At 59.0% G+C, this 15,687-nt stretch carries 13 protein-coding genes, 1 tRNA gene and 2 pseudogenes; 8 read left to right on the top strand and 8 right to left on the bottom strand.

The window, feature by feature from the left end; translation table 11 throughout:
• The first annotated feature begins 93 nt into the window (after positions 1-93).
• The 8 genes from AC1DIS_RS04565 (at position 94) to ychF (ending at position 7,013) form a co-directional block, all read left to right on the top strand.
• Complete coding sequence (locus AC1DIS_RS04565; RefSeq protein WP_086946020.1) at positions 94-1,818, top strand: tetratricopeptide repeat protein; 1,725 nt, start codon at positions 94-96, stop codon at positions 1,816-1,818.
• Positions 1,819-1,822: 4 nt separating this feature from the next.
• A complete protein-coding gene (gene lolB, locus AC1DIS_RS04570) occupies positions 1,823-2,440 on the top strand; it encodes a lipoprotein insertase outer membrane protein LolB (RefSeq protein ID WP_018929569.1) in 618 nt (205 codons plus the stop codon).
• A 2-nt stretch (positions 2,441-2,442) separates the two neighbouring features.
• On the top strand, positions 2,443-3,294 hold the full coding sequence (ispE, locus tag AC1DIS_RS04575) for a 4-(cytidine 5'-diphospho)-2-C-methyl-D-erythritol kinase (protein ID WP_477780788.1): 852 nt from the start codon (positions 2,443-2,445) through the stop codon (positions 3,292-3,294).
• A gap of 37 nt (positions 3,295-3,331) precedes the next feature.
• A tRNA-Gln gene (locus AC1DIS_RS04580) sits at positions 3,332-3,406 on the top strand.
• A gap of 46 nt (positions 3,407-3,452) precedes the next feature.
• Entirely contained in the window at positions 3,453-4,394 is a 942-nt protein-coding gene (locus AC1DIS_RS04585; protein ID WP_003171603.1) for a ribose-phosphate pyrophosphokinase, read from the top strand.
• A 142-nt stretch (positions 4,395-4,536) separates the two neighbouring features.
• The gene (locus AC1DIS_RS04590; protein ID WP_477744070.1) at positions 4,537-5,136 is read left to right on the top strand and encodes a 50S ribosomal protein L25/general stress protein Ctc; all 600 of its coding nucleotides are present in this window, start codon (positions 4,537-4,539) and stop codon (positions 5,134-5,136) included.
• Between the two features lie 169 nt (positions 5,137-5,305).
• Positions 5,306-5,890, top strand: a complete 585-nt coding sequence (gene pth / locus AC1DIS_RS04595; RefSeq protein ID WP_008074178.1) for an aminoacyl-tRNA hydrolase — start codon at positions 5,306-5,308, stop codon at positions 5,888-5,890.
• Between the two features lie 22 nt (positions 5,891-5,912).
• Positions 5,913-7,013, top strand: a complete 1,101-nt coding sequence (ychF, locus tag AC1DIS_RS04600) for a redox-regulated ATPase YchF (protein ID WP_018929566.1) — start codon at positions 5,913-5,915, stop codon at positions 7,011-7,013.
• A gap of 73 nt (positions 7,014-7,086) precedes the next feature.
• Here the strand turns inward: ychF and AC1DIS_RS04605 are convergent.
• The 8 genes and pseudogenes from AC1DIS_RS04605 to bcsZ form a co-directional block, all read right to left on the bottom strand.
• Positions 7,087-7,655: pseudogene (locus tag AC1DIS_RS04605) on the bottom strand (hypothetical protein).
• 3 nt (positions 7,656-7,658) lie between these two features.
• Positions 7,659-8,102 (bottom strand): DUF3592 domain-containing protein, encoded by a 444-nt coding sequence (locus tag AC1DIS_RS04610; RefSeq protein WP_477744019.1) that lies wholly within the window; start codon positions 8,100-8,102, stop codon positions 7,659-7,661.
• Between the two features lie 321 nt (positions 8,103-8,423).
• The gene (locus tag AC1DIS_RS04615) at positions 8,424-9,047 is read right to left on the bottom strand and encodes a glutathione S-transferase family protein (protein WP_477744020.1); all 624 of its coding nucleotides are present in this window, start codon (positions 9,045-9,047) and stop codon (positions 8,424-8,426) included.
• A gap of 151 nt (positions 9,048-9,198) precedes the next feature.
• Positions 9,199-9,507, bottom strand: a pseudogene (locus AC1DIS_RS04620) (LysE family translocator); the annotation flags it as partial.
• A 257-nt stretch (positions 9,508-9,764) separates the two neighbouring features.
• Positions 9,765-10,652, bottom strand: coding sequence for a helix-turn-helix domain-containing protein (locus tag AC1DIS_RS04625; RefSeq protein WP_477744021.1), 888 nt, complete (start codon positions 10,650-10,652; stop codon positions 9,765-9,767).
• 48 nt (positions 10,653-10,700) lie between these two features.
• Positions 10,701-10,988: a putative quinol monooxygenase gene (locus AC1DIS_RS04630; protein WP_204125528.1), complete on the bottom strand. Its 288-nt coding sequence runs from the start codon at positions 10,986-10,988 to the stop codon at positions 10,701-10,703.
• A gap of 119 nt (positions 10,989-11,107) precedes the next feature.
• Positions 11,108-14,584, bottom strand: coding sequence for a cellulose synthase complex outer membrane protein BcsC (bcsC, locus tag AC1DIS_RS04635; RefSeq protein WP_477780789.1), 3,477 nt, complete (start codon positions 14,582-14,584; stop codon positions 11,108-11,110).
• Positions 14,572-15,687, bottom strand: coding sequence for a cellulose synthase complex periplasmic endoglucanase BcsZ (bcsZ, locus tag AC1DIS_RS04640; RefSeq protein WP_477744023.1), 1,116 nt, complete (start codon positions 15,685-15,687; stop codon positions 14,572-14,574). Before bcsZ ends, bcsC begins: the two co-directional genes overlap by 13 nt.

Below are 15,687 nucleotides of genomic sequence, written 5' to 3' on the forward strand. Positions count from 1 at the left end.
ATTGCGTATGCGGGTAAATTGGCCGGGCGGTTATGTTTGGCCGAAGGCTTGTGTCATGATGATCCGACCGCAGGTTAGTCGTCCTCTTCCTATATGAATAGATCTTCCGCGTTGCTCCTCGCTTTTGTCTTCCTCAGCGGCTGCCAGGCCTTGGCACCCGTTTCGTCGGACGGTACGCCGCCGGTCGAAGACAGCACTCCGGCGCCTGAAAAGCCCAAGGTTTACAGCTCGTTCAGCGAAGAAACTGTCTTCAGCCTGTTGAGCGCCGAACTGGCTGGCCAGCGCAATCGTTACGACATTGCCCTGGACAACTACGTGACCCAGGCTATCAATACCCAGGATCCGGGCATCTCCGAGCGGGCATTTCGCATTGCCGAATACCTGGGCGCCGATCAAGCGGCCCTCGACACTTCGCTGATCTGGGCAAAAAACGCCCCGAACGATCTCGAGGCGCAACGGGCGGCGGCCGTGCAACTCGCCCGTGCCGGGCGTTACGACGACTCCATGGCTTATATGGAAAAAGTCCTGCAAGGCAAAGGCGACACTCATTTCGACTTCCTCGCCCTGTCTGCGGCCGATACCGACCAGGAAACCCGCAACGGCCTGATGAAAGGTTTTGACCGTTTGTTGCAGCGCCACCCGCACAACAACCAGCTGATTTTCGGCAAGGCCTTGCTGTTGCAACAGGATGGCGACGCCAAAGGCGCGCTGACCCTGCTCGAAGACAACCCGCCGGAAGAAGGCGAAATAGCGCCGATTCTGCTGCGCGCGCGCCTGCTGCAAGGGCTCAACCGTGGCGGTGAAGCCTTGCCGTTACTGCAAAAAAGCATCAAGAAATACCCGGACGACAAACGCCTGCGCCTGACCTACGCGCGCACGCTGGTCGAACAGGACCGCATGGACGACGCCAAGGTCGAGTTCTCGAGCCTGGTGCAGCAATACCCGGAAGACGACGAACTGCGTTATTCGTTGGCTCTGGTCTGCCTGGAAGCCAAGGCCTGGAACGAGGCAAAAGGTTATCTGGAAGACTTGATCGCCAGGGAAAGCCACGTCGACTCGGCGCATCTGAACCTTGGGCGTATCGCGGAAGAGCGTAACGACCCCCAGGGCGCGCTGATCGAGTACGCCCAGGTCAGGCCGGGCAACGATTACCTGCCAGCGCAATTGCGTCAGGCCGATATTCTGATGAACAACGGCAGGACCGCCGAAGCCCAAAGCCGTCTGGCGGCCCAGCGCGACGAGCAACCCGATTATGCGATCCAGTTGTACCTGATCGAAGTCGAAACCTTGTCGGCCAACAAACAGGGCGACAAGGCCTGGAACGTCTTGCAGCAAGCCCTGCAGAAATTCCCGGATGATTTGAATCTTCTGTATACCCGAGCCATGCAGGCGGAAAAACGTAATGACCTGGCGCAGATGGAAAAAGACCTGCGACTGATCATCAAACGTGACCCGGACAATGCGATGGCGTTGAATGCCCTCGGCTACACCCTGTCCGACCGCACCACGCGTTACGCCGAAGCCAAGGCCCTGATCGAACAGGCGCACCAGTTGAACCCGGAAGACCCGGCCGTTCTCGACAGCCTCGGCTGGGTGAATTTCCGCCTGGGCAACCTCGATGAGGCCGAGCGCTATTTGCGCCAGGCACTGGAGCGCTTCCCTGATCAGGAAGTTGCCGCTCATCTGGGCGAAGTCCTGTGGGCCAATGGCAAACAACGCGAAGCCAAACAAGTCTGGAGCAAGTTCCTCAAGGAGCAGCCCGACAGTCCTACCCTGCGCAGTACCATCAAGCGCCTGACCGGATCAGAGACTCTTTAAAATTATGTTTTTGCGCCACATTATCGTTTTCAGCTTCATCGCCCTGCTCGCCGGTTGCGCGGGCTTCAGCGCCCGTGAATCGGTCGGGGGACACGGTAACCCGGCCCAATGGCGCGAGCACAAACAACAACTGAGCAGCCTCGACGGCTGGCAGATCAACGGCAAGATCGGTATCCGCGCGCCAAAAGATTCGGGCAGCGGCACCCTGTTCTGGCTGCAACGCCAGGATTACTACGATATCCGCCTCTCCGGCCCGCTGGGTCGCGGCGCGGCCCGCTTGACCGGGCGCCCCGGCAAAGTCTCGCTGGAAGTGGCCAATCAGGGCCGTTATGACGCGTCGACTCCGGAAGCCCTGGTCGAAGAGCAACTGGGCTGGAAATTACCGGTGTCCCATCTGGCGTGGTGGGTTCGCGGTCTCCCGGCCCCGGACAGCAAAAGTCGTCTGACCCTGGACGTCGACAGCCGCCTGGCCAATCTCGAACAGGATGGCTGGCAGGTCGAGTACCTCAGTTATGCCGAGCAAAACGGCTATTGGCTGCCCGAGCGGATCAAACTGCACGGCACCGACCTTGATGTCACGCTGGTGATCAAGGACTGGCAACCGCGCAAACTGGGGCAGTGAAGATGACTGCCCCACGCCTGACTCTGCCCTCGCCCGCCAAACTCAACTTGATGCTGCATATCCTCGGCCGCCGTGAAGACGGTTACCACGAGTTGCAGACGATTTTTCAGTTTCTCGATTACGGCGATGAAATCACCTTCGCCGTTCGCGACGATGGCGTAATTCGGTTGCACACCGAATTCGCCGACGTCCCTCACGACAGCAACCTGATTGTCAAAGCCGCGAAAAAACTCCAGGAGCAATCCGGTTGTTCACTGGGCATCGACATCTGGATCGAAAAAATCCTGCCCATGGGCGGTGGAATCGGTGGCGGCAGTTCGAATGCGGCGACCACGTTGCTGGGCCTCAATCATCTTTGGCAACTGGGCTGGGATGACGACAGGCTGGCCGCGCTGGGTCTGACACTTGGCGCCGACGTCCCGGTTTTCGTGCGTGGCCACGCGGCTTTCGCCGAGGGCGTGGGGGAGAAACTCAYGCCTGTAGAACCCGAGGAACCGTGGTATCTGGTGCTTGTGCCGCAAGTATCTGTAAGTACAGCAGAAATTTTTTCAGATCCGCTGTTGACACGTAACACTCCTCCCATTAAAGTGCGCCCCGTTCCCAAGGGAAACAGTCGAAATGACTGCTTACCGGTGGTAGCAAGACGTTATCCAGAGGTACGTAACGCCTTGAATTTGCTAGGTAAATTTACCGAAGCAAAACTCACCGGAACTGGAAGTTGTGTGTTTGGGGGCTTCCCAAGCAAAGCTGAAGCTGATAAAGTCTCGGCCCTTCTTACAGAGACCCTTACAGGGTTTGTAGCAAAAGGAAGCAACGTTTCGATGTTGCATCGCAAGCTGCAAAGTCTGCTCTAAAAGGAATCGGGTACTGGGTACTCGTAGCAACAGATACAGGGGCGTCGCCAAGCGGTAAGGCAGCAGGTTTTGATCCTGCCATGCGTTGGTTCGAATCCAGCCGCCCCTGCCATTTTCCTATACTCATCCAGGTTACCCTCAGCCTTCAGGTACTGCGCGTGTCCAAGATGATGGTCTTTACGGGGAACGCTAACCCCGATCTGGCTCGGCGTGTCGTACGTCAGCTGCATATCCCTCTCGGTGACATCTCTGTCGGTAAGTTTTCCGACGGCGAAATTACAGCCGAGATCAATGAAAACGTCCGCGGTAAGGATGTCTTCATTATTCAGCCGACTTGCGCTCCGACCAACGATAACCTGATGGAACTGGTAGTGATGGCTGATGCCTTCCGCCGCTCCTCGGCTACTCGTATCACTGCTGTTATTCCTTACTTTGGTTATGCCCGTCAGGATCGCCGTCCGCGTTCCGCACGTGTGGCTATCAGCGCGAAAGTCGTTGCTGACATGCTTACCGTAGTCGGCATCGACCGTGTTCTCACGGTTGATCTGCATGCTGACCAAATCCAGGGTTTCTTCGATATTCCGGTAGATAACATCTACGGCTCCCCGGTACTGGTGGATGACATTGAAGATCAGCGCTTCGAAAACCTGATGATCGTGTCCCCGGACATTGGCGGCGTCGTGCGTGCACGGGCTGTTGCCAAATCCCTGGGCGTGGATCTCGGGATCATCGACAAACGCCGTGAGAAAGCCAATCACTCTGAAGTGATGCATATCATCGGTGATGTCGAAGGGCGTACCTGTATTCTGGTCGATGACATGGTCGATACCGCCGGCACTCTGTGTCACGCGGCCAAGGCCTTGAAAGAGCATGGCGCTGCCAAGGTTTTCGCCTACTGCACGCACCCTGTGCTGTCGGGTCGGGCGATCGAAAACATTGAAAATTCCGTGCTGGACGAGCTGGTGGTGACGAACACCATCCCGCTGTCCGCTGCAGCACAAGCCTGTGCGCGTATCCGCCAACTGGATATCGCACCGGTAGTTGCCGAGGCGGTCCGCCGCATCAGCAATGAAGAATCGATCAGCGCGATGTTCCGTTAAGGGCCCTGCCCTTTTCATTACATCCTGTTGACGAAAAGCGCCCCGCCCCGGCATTCATGTCGGGGCGGGGCTTTTTTGCCCATATCGCCTTTAGCGCTGGTCGCAAACGCTGGGGCGAATGTGGTTATTTTGGAGATACAACATGAACGATTTTACTCTGAATGCTGAAGTGCGTTCCGACCTGGGGAAAGGTGCGAGCCGCCGCCTGCGTCGTCTCGCAAGCCTGGTTCCAGCTGTAGTTTACGGTGGCGAAAAAGCCCCTGAATCCATCAGCATGCTGGCTAAAGAAGTTGCCAAACTGCTCGAAAACGAAGCGGCTTACAGCCACATCATCGAGCTGAACGTTGGCGGCACCAAGCAAAACGTAATCATCAAGGCTCTGCAGCGTCACCCGGCCAAAGGCCACGTGATGCACGCTGACTTCGTACGCGTAGTTGCTGGCCAAAAGCTGACCGCTATCGTTCCAGTGCACTTCATCAACGAAGCTGCTCCGGTGAAGAAAGGCGGCGAGATTTCGCACGTTGTTGCTGAAATCGAAGTGTCCTGCCTGCCGAAAGACCTGCCTGAATTCATCGAAGTTGACCTGGCTAACGCCGAAGTCGGCTCGATCATTCACCTGTCCGACATCAGCGCTCCTAAAGGCGTTGAATTTGTTGCTCTGGCTCACGGTAACGACCTGGCTGTTGCCAACGTTCACGCTCCACGTGTTGCTCCAGAAGCTGCAGAAGGCGCTGGAGAGTAATTTCACTCTGTACGCCGGAGTGACCGGAAACATCGCGGACTAGAGCGTAGCGAGAAAGCGGGCGAGAACGCGGAGTTTACATAATGGTAAATGAGCACTTGTCGTCCACTTTCGCCGCACTCCCTGATGGCGGCGATGTTATCCACCACTTCAAGGAAGGGCCCCTATCGTGACTGCCATCAAACTGATCGTTGGCCTGGGAAATCCAGGCGCTGAATACGAACAGACCCGGCATAACGCAGGGGCCCTTTTTGTTGAGCGCATCGCGCAGGCTCAGGGTGTCAACCTTGTGGCCGATCGCAAATATTTCGGCCTGACCGGGCGCTATTCGCATCAGGGTCAGGATGTTCGTCTACTGATTCCCACCACTTACATGAACCGCAGCGGCCAGGCCGTAGCGGCACTTGCCGGCTTCTTTCGCATAAAGCCGGAAGAAATTCTGGTGGCGCATGACGAACTCGACCTGCCTCCGGGCGTTGCCAAGCTCAAACAGGGCGGCGGCCATGGCGGTCATAACGGGTTGCGCGACATCATTGCGCAACTGGGCAATCAGAATACCTTTCACCGCCTGCGGCTTGGCATTGGCCACCCGGGCGTTGCCAGTATGGTTTCAAACTTCGTCCTGGGTCGTGCGCCACGCGCCGAACAGGAAAAACTCGATGCCAGCATCGACTTTGCCCTCGGCGTGCTGCCGGATATCCTCGCCGGGGAATGGAACCGCGCGATGAAAAACCTGCACAGCCAGAAGGCCTGACTCTTACCCGAGGGGAAACACCATGGGATTCAATTGCGGCATCGTCGGCCTGCCTAACGTCGGCAAGTCCACCCTGTTCAACGCCCTGACCAAGTCCGGGATCGCGGCCGAGAACTTCCCCTTCTGCACCATCGAGCCCAACAGCGGTATCGTGCCGATGCCGGATCCGCGCCTGGAAGCCTTGGCGGCCATCGTCAAGCCCAAGCGTATCCTGCCGACCACCATGGAATTCGTCGACATCGCAGGCCTGGTGGCCGGCGCCTCGAAAGGTGAAGGCCTGGGCAACAAGTTCCTCGCCAACATCCGCGAGACCGATGCCATTGCCCACGTGGTCCGCTGCTTCGAAGACGAGAACGTGATTCACGTCTCCAACAGCGTCGACCCGAAACGCGACATCGAAATCATCGACCTGGAACTGATCTTCGCCGACCTCGACAGCTGCGAGAAGCAGCTGCAGAAAGTCGCTCGTAACGCCAAGGGCGGTGACAAGGACGCAGTGGTCCAGAAAGGCCTGCTGGAGCAGCTGATCGCTCACTTCACCCTGGGCAAGCCTGCGCGCAGCCTGATGAAAAACATGAGCACCGATGAGAAGCAGGTGATTCGCGGTTTCCACCTGCTGACCACCAAGCCGGTCATGTACATCGCCAACGTCGCTGAAGACGGTTTCGAAAACAACCCGCTGCTGGACGTGGTCAAGGCCATCGCCGAAGAAGAAGGCGCCGTGGTGGTTCCGGTCTGCAACAAGATCGAAGCCGAGATCGCCGAACTGGAAGACGGCGAAGAGAAAGACATGTTCCTCGAAGCCCTCGGCCTCGAAGAGCCTGGCCTGAACCGCGTAATCCGCGCCGGCTACGAAATGCTGCACCTGCAGACCTACTTCACCGCCGGTGTCGAAGAAGTCCGCGCCTGGACCGTCCGCGTCGGTGCTACCGCACCGCAAGCCGCCGGCGTGATCCACACCGACTTCGAAAAAGGCTTCATCCGCGCCGAAGTCATCGCCTACGACGACTTCATCCAGTACAAGGGCGAAGCCGGCACCAAAGAAGCCGGTAAATGGCGTCTGGAAGGCAAGGACTACATCGTTAAAGACGGCGACGTGATGCACTTCCGTTTCAACGTGTAGCGTTGTTGGCATCGAAGAAGCCGCGTTGATTCGCGGCTTTTTTTTGGGCGTTATATCGACCTGCTATGCGCGACTAGAACAGATAGCCCATGTAGATTGCGGCGCCTCCACCGGCCTGCACACCGGCGTTCATGCCGGCCATGACCACCGCCCTCTTGGCCGACTGCAGCAACTGCCGGTTGACCGTGGAGGAGGCAATGAGCGAGGTCGCCGGGTTGGAGCTCAGAACCGCCGCCAACGCCAGCAGCGTGGGATCAAGCCCGAACCGCCGACCACCAACCCCGCCCCCACTTCGGTATACAGGCAAGGCCCGGTGATGTCGTCACTGGTCAGGTCACGACTGACCAGGGCGTCGCTGACAAACACCTTGCCAGTGCTGGGAAAAGCCTCCGCCGCACCGGCTGCCCCTACGCTCTTACCCTTGAGCTGGATATTGATCTTGCCGAAACGCGGCAGGCGCGCGCCAAATCCGCCCCCCAACCCGACGCCGCCGTAGCGGTAGCTGACGTTCTCGCCCTAGGGCGAACGCAGGATGATCGAACCGCTACTGCCCGCCACCAGGGCTACGGTCAGACCGCCACCGCTGGCGGTCCGATACTGCCAGCGACTCTCATTGAGCGGGATCGGGATGTTGTAGTTCATCGTTCAAAGTCCTTTATGTGAATGAACTGCGCCGCGACCGCACTGGCGGATAACCCTTAACAGGCCGGCAAGGGTGAACAGCAGACCAATACAACCCAGTACGCCGGGAGTGGCCCACAGTGCAGCAGGGGTATCGACCACGGCGCTACTGGCCGGCTGCTCGGGCAGGTAATACACCCGCACCGGCTGATCCTGCCGATAGCCAAAAATAAAGCCGCCCTGGGGGTATGAAATCTTTTCACCACTGCTGGCGGTGAAGGCGATCTCGGGATGCGAACCACCGGCATTCAAGTGGCTGACGATGCCATCGGCGGTCTGTGCGTGGGCGAGGAATTCGCGTCGTTCAAGCGTGAGATTGACGGCAATGCCCAACAAGCCGATACCAATCAGGGCAAAGAGCAGCCCCTGAAGCATCTTCCCGAGGCGTGACGGGGTGAGGTTAGCCATGGCTTGTCTCGGTATTCGTCCATGAAAGAAGGCGGTCAGGTTAACAAGAAACCACCTATTTGAATGCCTTGGGGAAGCGCGGTTCACCGCTCCTGAAGAACCTCGATTTAGGTTGACTGACTTCCTCAGGGCGTGAAGCTGCCGGTCGCGATGGTTCTGAATCAGGTTCGCAAGTCACCCGCCCTGATGAATTCGATGAACGCTTTCAAGGCTGGTGGCACATAGTGCCGACTGGAGTAATAAAGAAAGAAAATTCGGCCGTTTCTGCCGTCGAGCATGGGAACAAATGTCCCTGGCGCCGCCTGACACCATGCTGAACTATTACGGAGTCCCGTTTCTTCCATGCAGGAGGTAGCCAGGTCGACGACTCAACCGTTCGTAATAGGCACTTACAGCAGGAAAGTCTGGATGATCGAGCGGTGTTTCAAACCACCGGTTAACCGACAGGCCTATCGGTATGTCTGCGAGAGAAAACCCGTCTTCACTGACGTAGGCTCCTGTTGATTCGAGTTGTCGATTCAGGATCTCCATGTGCCTTGACCACAGGCTGCAAGCGGCTGCCAAGGCTCTGCTGTCCTGATGGTCAGGCGAATGCCTGACCAACGACATGAAGGCATACGTCCACGATTTGTTGAGGTCCGACGCTTGCCAGTCTATCCATTGGTCCACCCGCGCTCTTGCTCTCGGTTGGACCGGGTAAAAATGACCTCCGTTATAGCGAGACGCCAAATACCGAATGATCGAGTTTGACTCCCAGAGCACGAAGTCGTCGTCCAGGATCACCGGCACCGTTGCGTTGGGGTTCAGCGAAATGAATTTGGGCGTGTGCGTCGACTTGAAGCCTGACCCCCAATCCTCTCGCTCAAAGGGGATTTCGATCTCGGCGCATGCCCAAAGCACCTTTCGTACATTGATCGACGATGCCTTACCCAGTATGCGCAACATTTCATGTCCTTATCGTTCAGGGTGGTTGGTCAGGGGCTTTCGATAACCCGCTCGGATCTTTCTCTAGTGCGCCTGGCGCGATGCACAGGGGCCGCTCTCAAATCCGGGTGACGCAGGTTTACCGCGCCGCACCAACCGCAAACAGCCCGGTTCAGCGCCGCCCTTCTACGGCCATGCGCACGGCCAGCTCGCGAGGACCGTCCCCGTCCCCATCAGCCAGCGTTGCACGATCTGCCACACGGGCCTGCTACGATGGCGCCAGCCATGACGGCAATCAGCGCGTTGACGCTCACGCTAATGACGATCTGTGTAAAACCAAGCACGATGGATTGCGCCAGCATACTGCCGTGGTCGGCGTGTTGGACTTGACCGCTTGCCAGGCAAGGTAGAGCAGATAGCGCGCGCAGCCGAGTCGCAGCGCGTCATACGCATAGGGAACCGCCAAGACCAAGGCTGCGATAGTAGGGTGGTCAAAGGGGGAACGTTAGATACAGATTGACTGACAAAACGTCATACAGCGGTCGCAGCACTGGGTATCCGCTCCCTGGGAATACGTTCGACTTCAACGTGAGCAATGGCTTGCCCCAATAGCGCATCCAAACACTCTGACGCAGTCAGCCGCGTGCATTATGGATGAGGGCTTTCGGTCAGGAACCGACTGTTGTGACAGGCCAAACAACACCCTGTCGCGGCAGCGGGGGCTTGGGCCTTGTCGCGCTACAGTTCTGCTGCGAAGGTCTTGGCTTTCTTCGGCGTGACACCGTACCGTTGCTTGTAGACCTTGATGAAGTGGGAGGTATTTTCATATCCCACCTCCGCAGCCGCGTCGGTGACGGAATAATTTTTAGCCGTCAACAGCTGATGCGCGATGTCGACTTTTTTTTCGATGATCCAGCGGTTCGGGGTGGTGTTGTAGCTGCGCCTGAAGTCGCGGATAAAGGTCGAAACGCTGCGCCCCGTCAGCAGGGCATAGTCTTCGATCTTCAACTTGTGCGAATAGTACTGCTCCATAAAGTCGGTGATGAGACGACGCTTACGGTTGCCGCCGCAGGACAGCTTGCGCAGGAAACGCAAGGACTTGTCCTGAATGGCGATCAGGTGCAGCAGTTCGAGCAGTTTCAACTCCAGCAGCGCGTCGGAGCCCTCCGCGCCCTTGTAGACATAGTCCAGCGAATCGATATAGCGCTGAATCTGTTCGTTGGCGTGCAGGGTATAAGTGCCGTGCACGTTTTTCTGCAGGCCGTCCGTGTGCGACTGGCCTGTACCGGCCGCACGAGACAGGTATTTGGCGATCAGCTTGTCGTCGAGAAATAGCAACACCGCCTCGAAGATATCACTGCCAGTGACGTAGTCCGATACCGTGTAAACGCCCTTGGAGAGGAAAATCAAATGATTCTCGTCGACAACATGGGACATGGCGTCATAGTCGCGAATAATCTGCTTGCCCTGCTTGATGTAGACGATCAACGGCGTGGCGATATAGATCGCCTTGTTTTCCAGGTTCGTTTCAAGCGTTTTATGGAGGATGGACGAGCTACCGTCAGCAAGAATAGGCTTTACATTGCGCATTGAGTAAAGCGCTGCCGGTACTACTTCGAGTGTCATTGCTATGGCTTCTCAATAAATTAGCCGCCCCATTTGGACGTTACAGCATCACATTTCGCTGAAGTAACCGCTGACCGGCTCACTGCTCAGATGCTCGACGATGACGCTCCACTGACCGCTCGAGATCATCTGCTCGACGTGGGCACCGTGCATTTCACGCGAGTCCCAAGCCTCCACCAGCGTGAACGCGAGTGGATCTTCCACGTGGTTGAGAATCTTGACCGTTTGGCAACCGTCCACCTTCGGCAGATTGATCTTCACGTCGCTCATGATGTTCTTGAAGGATTGCAGCTTTTCTTCTTTCACATTGAAGCTGATGACCAGATTGACGGACATACTACTTCTCCATTTTGATTTAACGAAAGCAACGACTATAGAGAGAGTTGAAAAATCAAAATGATTGAAAATAGTTAAAAATGCGCGTTTCCAGTCACTCTTGCGTTTTTCTTGCCGCTCTAGYGCCTATCCGCATACGGCAAGATTGGCTCCACCGGCAGCGGCAGGTTGCCTAGCCAGGGGTCGAAGGTGTAGCGCAAGTACAGCAAGGCGCGGCTTGGGGCGTAGCCTTCGCTGTGTTGCCAGGTGATGCCGGTCCCCAGCACCAGGTTCTCGGAAAGACGCCGTTCTAACAGGCCCTGGATGCGGAAGTTGACGCCGTTGCTGCTACTCCCACTCTTGGTCAAGGATGGGCTGTCCACCATGGTCCGGTTCGACTGCGCCAGAATATCTTGCAGGTCGGCCTCACCATTGTCTTTGGGGTAAAGGTCCGTGCCGTCGATTTTTGCGAACGACCAGCCCACCGCGCTTTCGAGCAGGACCGACCAGTCAGCGTTGCGCCAGGCATAGTTCACCGGCACGCTGACCGAATAGTATTGCTGCGGACTGTAGTAACCGCCCTGGCCCAGGGTCGATTCGCTGAGGTCCTTGTCGTACCCCATGTACATCAGCGTCAGACCGGTGCGCAGGCGCTCGTCGGCGCGTTCCACCAGGCGATAATAGTAGCCGCCCATGGCCATGCGCCGCTGGTTGCTTTCAGTGTTCTCACCCAGCAGCCAATGGTTGCTCAGGCTCGCCCATACACCGTCATTGCCGCCTGTGTCATGGCTCAGGCCGAGGGTGAAACCGTTGGCCGTGACACCGCCCCAGTGGGTACCGGTGACCGGATCGACCGCACCGGCGTAGGACACCAGCGAATTGGTCAACGGTCGCCGCGATGCCGTCAGGCGATAACCCACGTCATTCCAGTCACCGCTGTAGGTTCCCCCGCCCACCCAGTTCGACACCGTGAACTCCTGCGGCGTATGACCAAGGTCAAAAGCCCAACGGTCATCATGCCAGCCCACGCCCAGCAGCGTGCCGCGCACGCTTTGTGAACCGCCGGCACATCCCCCCTGCACCACCGCGCACAAGCCGAACTGGTCGGTACTGGAGAAACGGCTGACATCCAGGTTGATCTCTTCGGCCTGGACGAAACCCTGCCCCTGCGCCACGGGTGCGTCGATGCGCAGGACGGTGGTCTGGGTGGTCAGGTCCGAGATGCCCGATGCGCTGTTGTCGGTGCGCCAGGCAATGTCGTGGTAGAGGTTCACCGTCGGGTTCTGCTGCTGGTACAGCTCGTCGACGTCGCTGCGGATGCTGCGCTGCAGCCAGTCATCGCTGTCCCTGGCACGACTCGCCCGGGTCATGGCGCGGTTGTCACGCGGTTCGACCTGTTGCGGTTCGATCATCCCGGCTGCGCCCATGCTGCGCGCGTAATGATCCAGCGCGAGCTGCGGTGCCTGCCAAGACAACAGGCGCGCCGCGTCCCGATGCACCAGCGGATCACTTTGCGGGGTCTTGAGCAACTCCTCGAACAGCGCGTTGGCACGTGCCTTGTCACCCAGCCTCGCCCAGGCATTGGCCAGGCGGCGCTGGAACGATGCCTGGGCCGGTACTGGCATGGTCACTGCCATCAGGCTGGCCTTGGCCGCGTTCGGACGACCGCGTTCGATCAGCACTTCGCCCAGGCCCAGTTGCGCTTCGGCATTTTTCGGCTCGCTGGCCAGCAGCTTGCGGTAGCGACTCTCGGCCCGTACCAGATCGCCACGCTGCCGGGCCCAGTCAGCCAGGGTCAGGTAGTCGTCAGGGGTCGGCGCTTCCATCAGCAGCAATTCTGCCTCGGCCTCACGTCCTTCATCATGCAGTGTCCGAGCCTTGGTGAGCAGTTGGCGACGCTGCAGGCTGGCCCACAGCGCGTTCATGTTGTCGTTCCAGACGGCGCGGGGGATCTGTCGCAGGCTGTCCATGGCTTCGCCGTCACGCCCACCATTGGCCAGGAACAGGCCGTGGGCATAGCGCGCCTCGGTGTCCTGGCCCAGGCGTTGCAGCAGCAGGTTGAAGTTTTGATGGGCCTCGGCCTCAATGCCCAGTTCCCGCTGGGCATTGGCCAGGCGGTACACCAGCCAGGGATTGTCCGGGTCCAGTACTCGGGCCTCGTTCAAGATCGTCGCCACCAGGGGCCAATCGCCGCGTCGAGCGGCGCCATCGGCCTGGGTATTGAGGCGCTCCAGCGTCAGGCCCCGGCGCACGCTCTGGAACCCCTCGCGTTCCTTGGGCGCCAGGCTGTCGAGGTAGCGCTCGGCCTTCTCCGGTGATTGCGATTGGAACAGGCGGACCATGGCACGCACCACACTCGCGTTGTTCGGATCAAGCTTGCGCGCTTGCACCAACAAGGCTTCGGCGGTGATGTCATCGGATTCGCCCCGGGCAACATAGGACAGGCCGATCAGCGGCGCAGGATCCTTCGGCTGGGTTTTGCGCGCCTGCTGATAGAATTTTTTCGCGACGGGGTAGTCCTTGCGCTCCAGCGCTTCATCGGCCTTTTGCAACAACATCCACTGGTAGTTAATGGTCTTGAGGTCCTGCCACTTGGTCATCCAGTCGGTGTCCTGCTCGATGGCCGAGGCACGGACAAACGCGTTGTATGCCGCTTCGTGCCGGTTCTGGCGCATCAGCGAAATCCCCAGGGAACCAAGCAGGTTGGAGTCTTGCGGATAACGCTTGAGCGCCCGGCGCAACTGAGCTTCGGCACCGACGTTGTCGCCGGCCTCGATCAATGCCTTGCCTTTGACACCCGCTTGCCAGGCCGGATCAGCCAGGTATTGCTCCTGTTCTTGCAACTGCCGGGTCGCGTCGGCGCGAAAGCTGGTGTAGGGGTAGAACGCTAGGAACGTCCGCCAAGCCTGCGCGGTTTCGGGCCCTATCGGCTGTTTAAGCAAATAATTGTATTCGCGTTCAGCGGCGTTGTTGCTGGTGCCAGGATCGCGGGCCAATTGATGCAAGACGTCCAGCGCCTCAGCGTCGCGTTTCTCGGCAAACAGCAGGCCAGCCAGGGTCTGGCGCAACGAGGCATTGCCGGGGTACTGCTGATCCAACTCGCGCAGTTGCTCGATCACGCGCGGGCGCTGCCCCTTGATGCCGCTGCGCACGCTCAGGTATTCCAGGGTGATGGCAAAGTCCGGCATGTCATCGCCGAACAATTGCCGATAGGCCTGGGCGGCGTCTTCAGAACGGCCGGCGGTGACCAGCAAATGCGCTTCTTGCAAAGCCTTCTGGCCCTCGGCACTGTGCATTTTCAGCAAGCTCTCGGCTTGACGCAGCAGCGCCGTGCCAGGCACCTGCTGGCGCAGTTGGGCAACCAGGCGCTCGGCTTGCGAGCGATTCTGTTGCAGCAGCGCCTGGCGGACCTCGATGACTTTCACCTGTGGATCGTCCGGAGCGATCAGTTCCAGGCGTGCCAGCGAGTCACGCACCAGGTCTTCGCGATGCAGCGCCTCTCCCACGCGGATCTGCTCCAACAGCCATTGCTGCTGGTCGGGCGGACTGAAAGGCTGAGCCAGGGCGACGCCGTAAATGCTGCTCAACAACAGCCCAAAACCGTTTACTTTGCGCATGCAGCCGTCCAATCTGGCACGAGGCGTCCATCCTTATCGAAGCGATAACGTTGTTGGTCCCAGCCTTGGCCGAACAGCGCCAACGACTGGTTGTAGTAGTCATCTGCCAACGCTGGCTGTTGTTGCAAGCGTTGGCGCTGGGCCGCAAGGGCAGCCGCACTGTCCGGACTGGCGGCCAGCATGGGCAGCAATGCGGCGCTGAAGCCGACCGGGCCAGTGCCCTTGTCGAGGCCGGTGGCGCTGTCGACGACTTCCGGCACATAGCCCCGGCGCGCGGTCAGATTGACCATGGGCCTGAAATGTTCGATCAGTGCGAAGCGACCCGGTGCGTCCTTGGCCAGCATGCCCGTCCAGAGGTAGACGCGGATGGCGTCATAGCTGCCGACACTGCCCTTCTGGCTGTCGACGCCCCACCCCTGCCCGGCTTCCCAGCGTTGCCAGTCGGACGCCAGGCCCTTGGGCGAGCTTTCGATCAACAGGCGCCGGGCGTTGCTGGCCAACTCCTGCCAGACCGATGCCTCCTGGCCGAAGCGCGCCAGCAATTGCGGCGGCAGATAGCTGGCATTCAGGCGCCATTGCCCGGCGCTGTCGAACCCGACATCGCCGGGCAACAACATCACGCCCAGGCCTGGCAGCTTGCGCAAGCTTTGCGCGGCGCTGCGCCAGAGCAGGTTGCGGCCCAAGACCTGGTAAGCCGGTCGATGCCACAGGCGCCCGGCTTCGAGCAGGCTATAGGCGATGAACAAGTCGGCATCGGTGGCGTTGTTGCCATCGAGGACCTGCCAGCGCCCTTCTTTGTCGCGCCCCCACAACCATGCCGGAAGTTGCCGGTCAAAGTTCCCGCCCGCCAGGTTGTCCTGGGTCCAGCGCAGTATCTTGGCGAAGCTTTCAGGGTCGTTGCCCACCAGGGCAAAAAACAGCCCGTAGCTCTGTCCTTCAGACGTGGAGATCAACGCCTCCGAGGAGCGGTCGATGACCCGTCCGTCCGGGCTGAGCATGGCCTGACGATAATTCTCCCAGGCCGGCCAGGCGCATTGGGCAGCCCCGGCAAAGCCGGGCATGGCAAAGATTGCGGTCAGCACCCGCGCGACGACAGCTTTCAC

Source organism: Pseudomonas sp. 05N433 (genome assembly GCF_056396925.1).

What these genes read in the sequence shown, in the direction of transcription:
- AC1DIS_RS04625 (WP_477744021.1), bottom strand. Translation starts at nt 10,652, where the DNA reads ATGACACTCGAAGTAGTACCGGCAGCGCTTTACTCAATGCGCAATGTA.
- AC1DIS_RS04630 (WP_204125528.1), bottom strand. Translation starts at nt 10,988, where the DNA reads ATGTCCGTCAATCTGGTCATCAGCTTCAATGTGAAAGAAGAAAAGCTG.
- AC1DIS_RS04565 (WP_086946020.1), top strand. Translation starts at nt 94, where the DNA reads ATGAATAGATCTTCCGCGTTGCTCCTCGCTTTTGTCTTCCTCAGCGGC.
- ychF (WP_018929566.1), top strand. Translation starts at nt 5,913, where the DNA reads ATGGGATTCAATTGCGGCATCGTCGGCCTGCCTAACGTCGGCAAGTCC.
- AC1DIS_RS04590 (WP_477744070.1), top strand. Translation starts at nt 4,537, where the DNA reads ATGAACGATTTTACTCTGAATGCTGAAGTGCGTTCCGACCTGGGGAAA.
- AC1DIS_RS04615 (WP_477744020.1), bottom strand. Translation starts at nt 9,047, where the DNA reads ATGTTGCGCATACTGGGTAAGGCATCGTCGATCAATGTACGAAAGGTG.
- AC1DIS_RS04610 (WP_477744019.1), bottom strand. Translation starts at nt 8,102, where the DNA reads ATGGCTAACCTCACCCCGTCACGCCTCGGGAAGATGCTTCAGGGGCTG.
- lolB (WP_018929569.1), top strand. Translation starts at nt 1,823, where the DNA reads ATGTTTTTGCGCCACATTATCGTTTTCAGCTTCATCGCCCTGCTCGCC.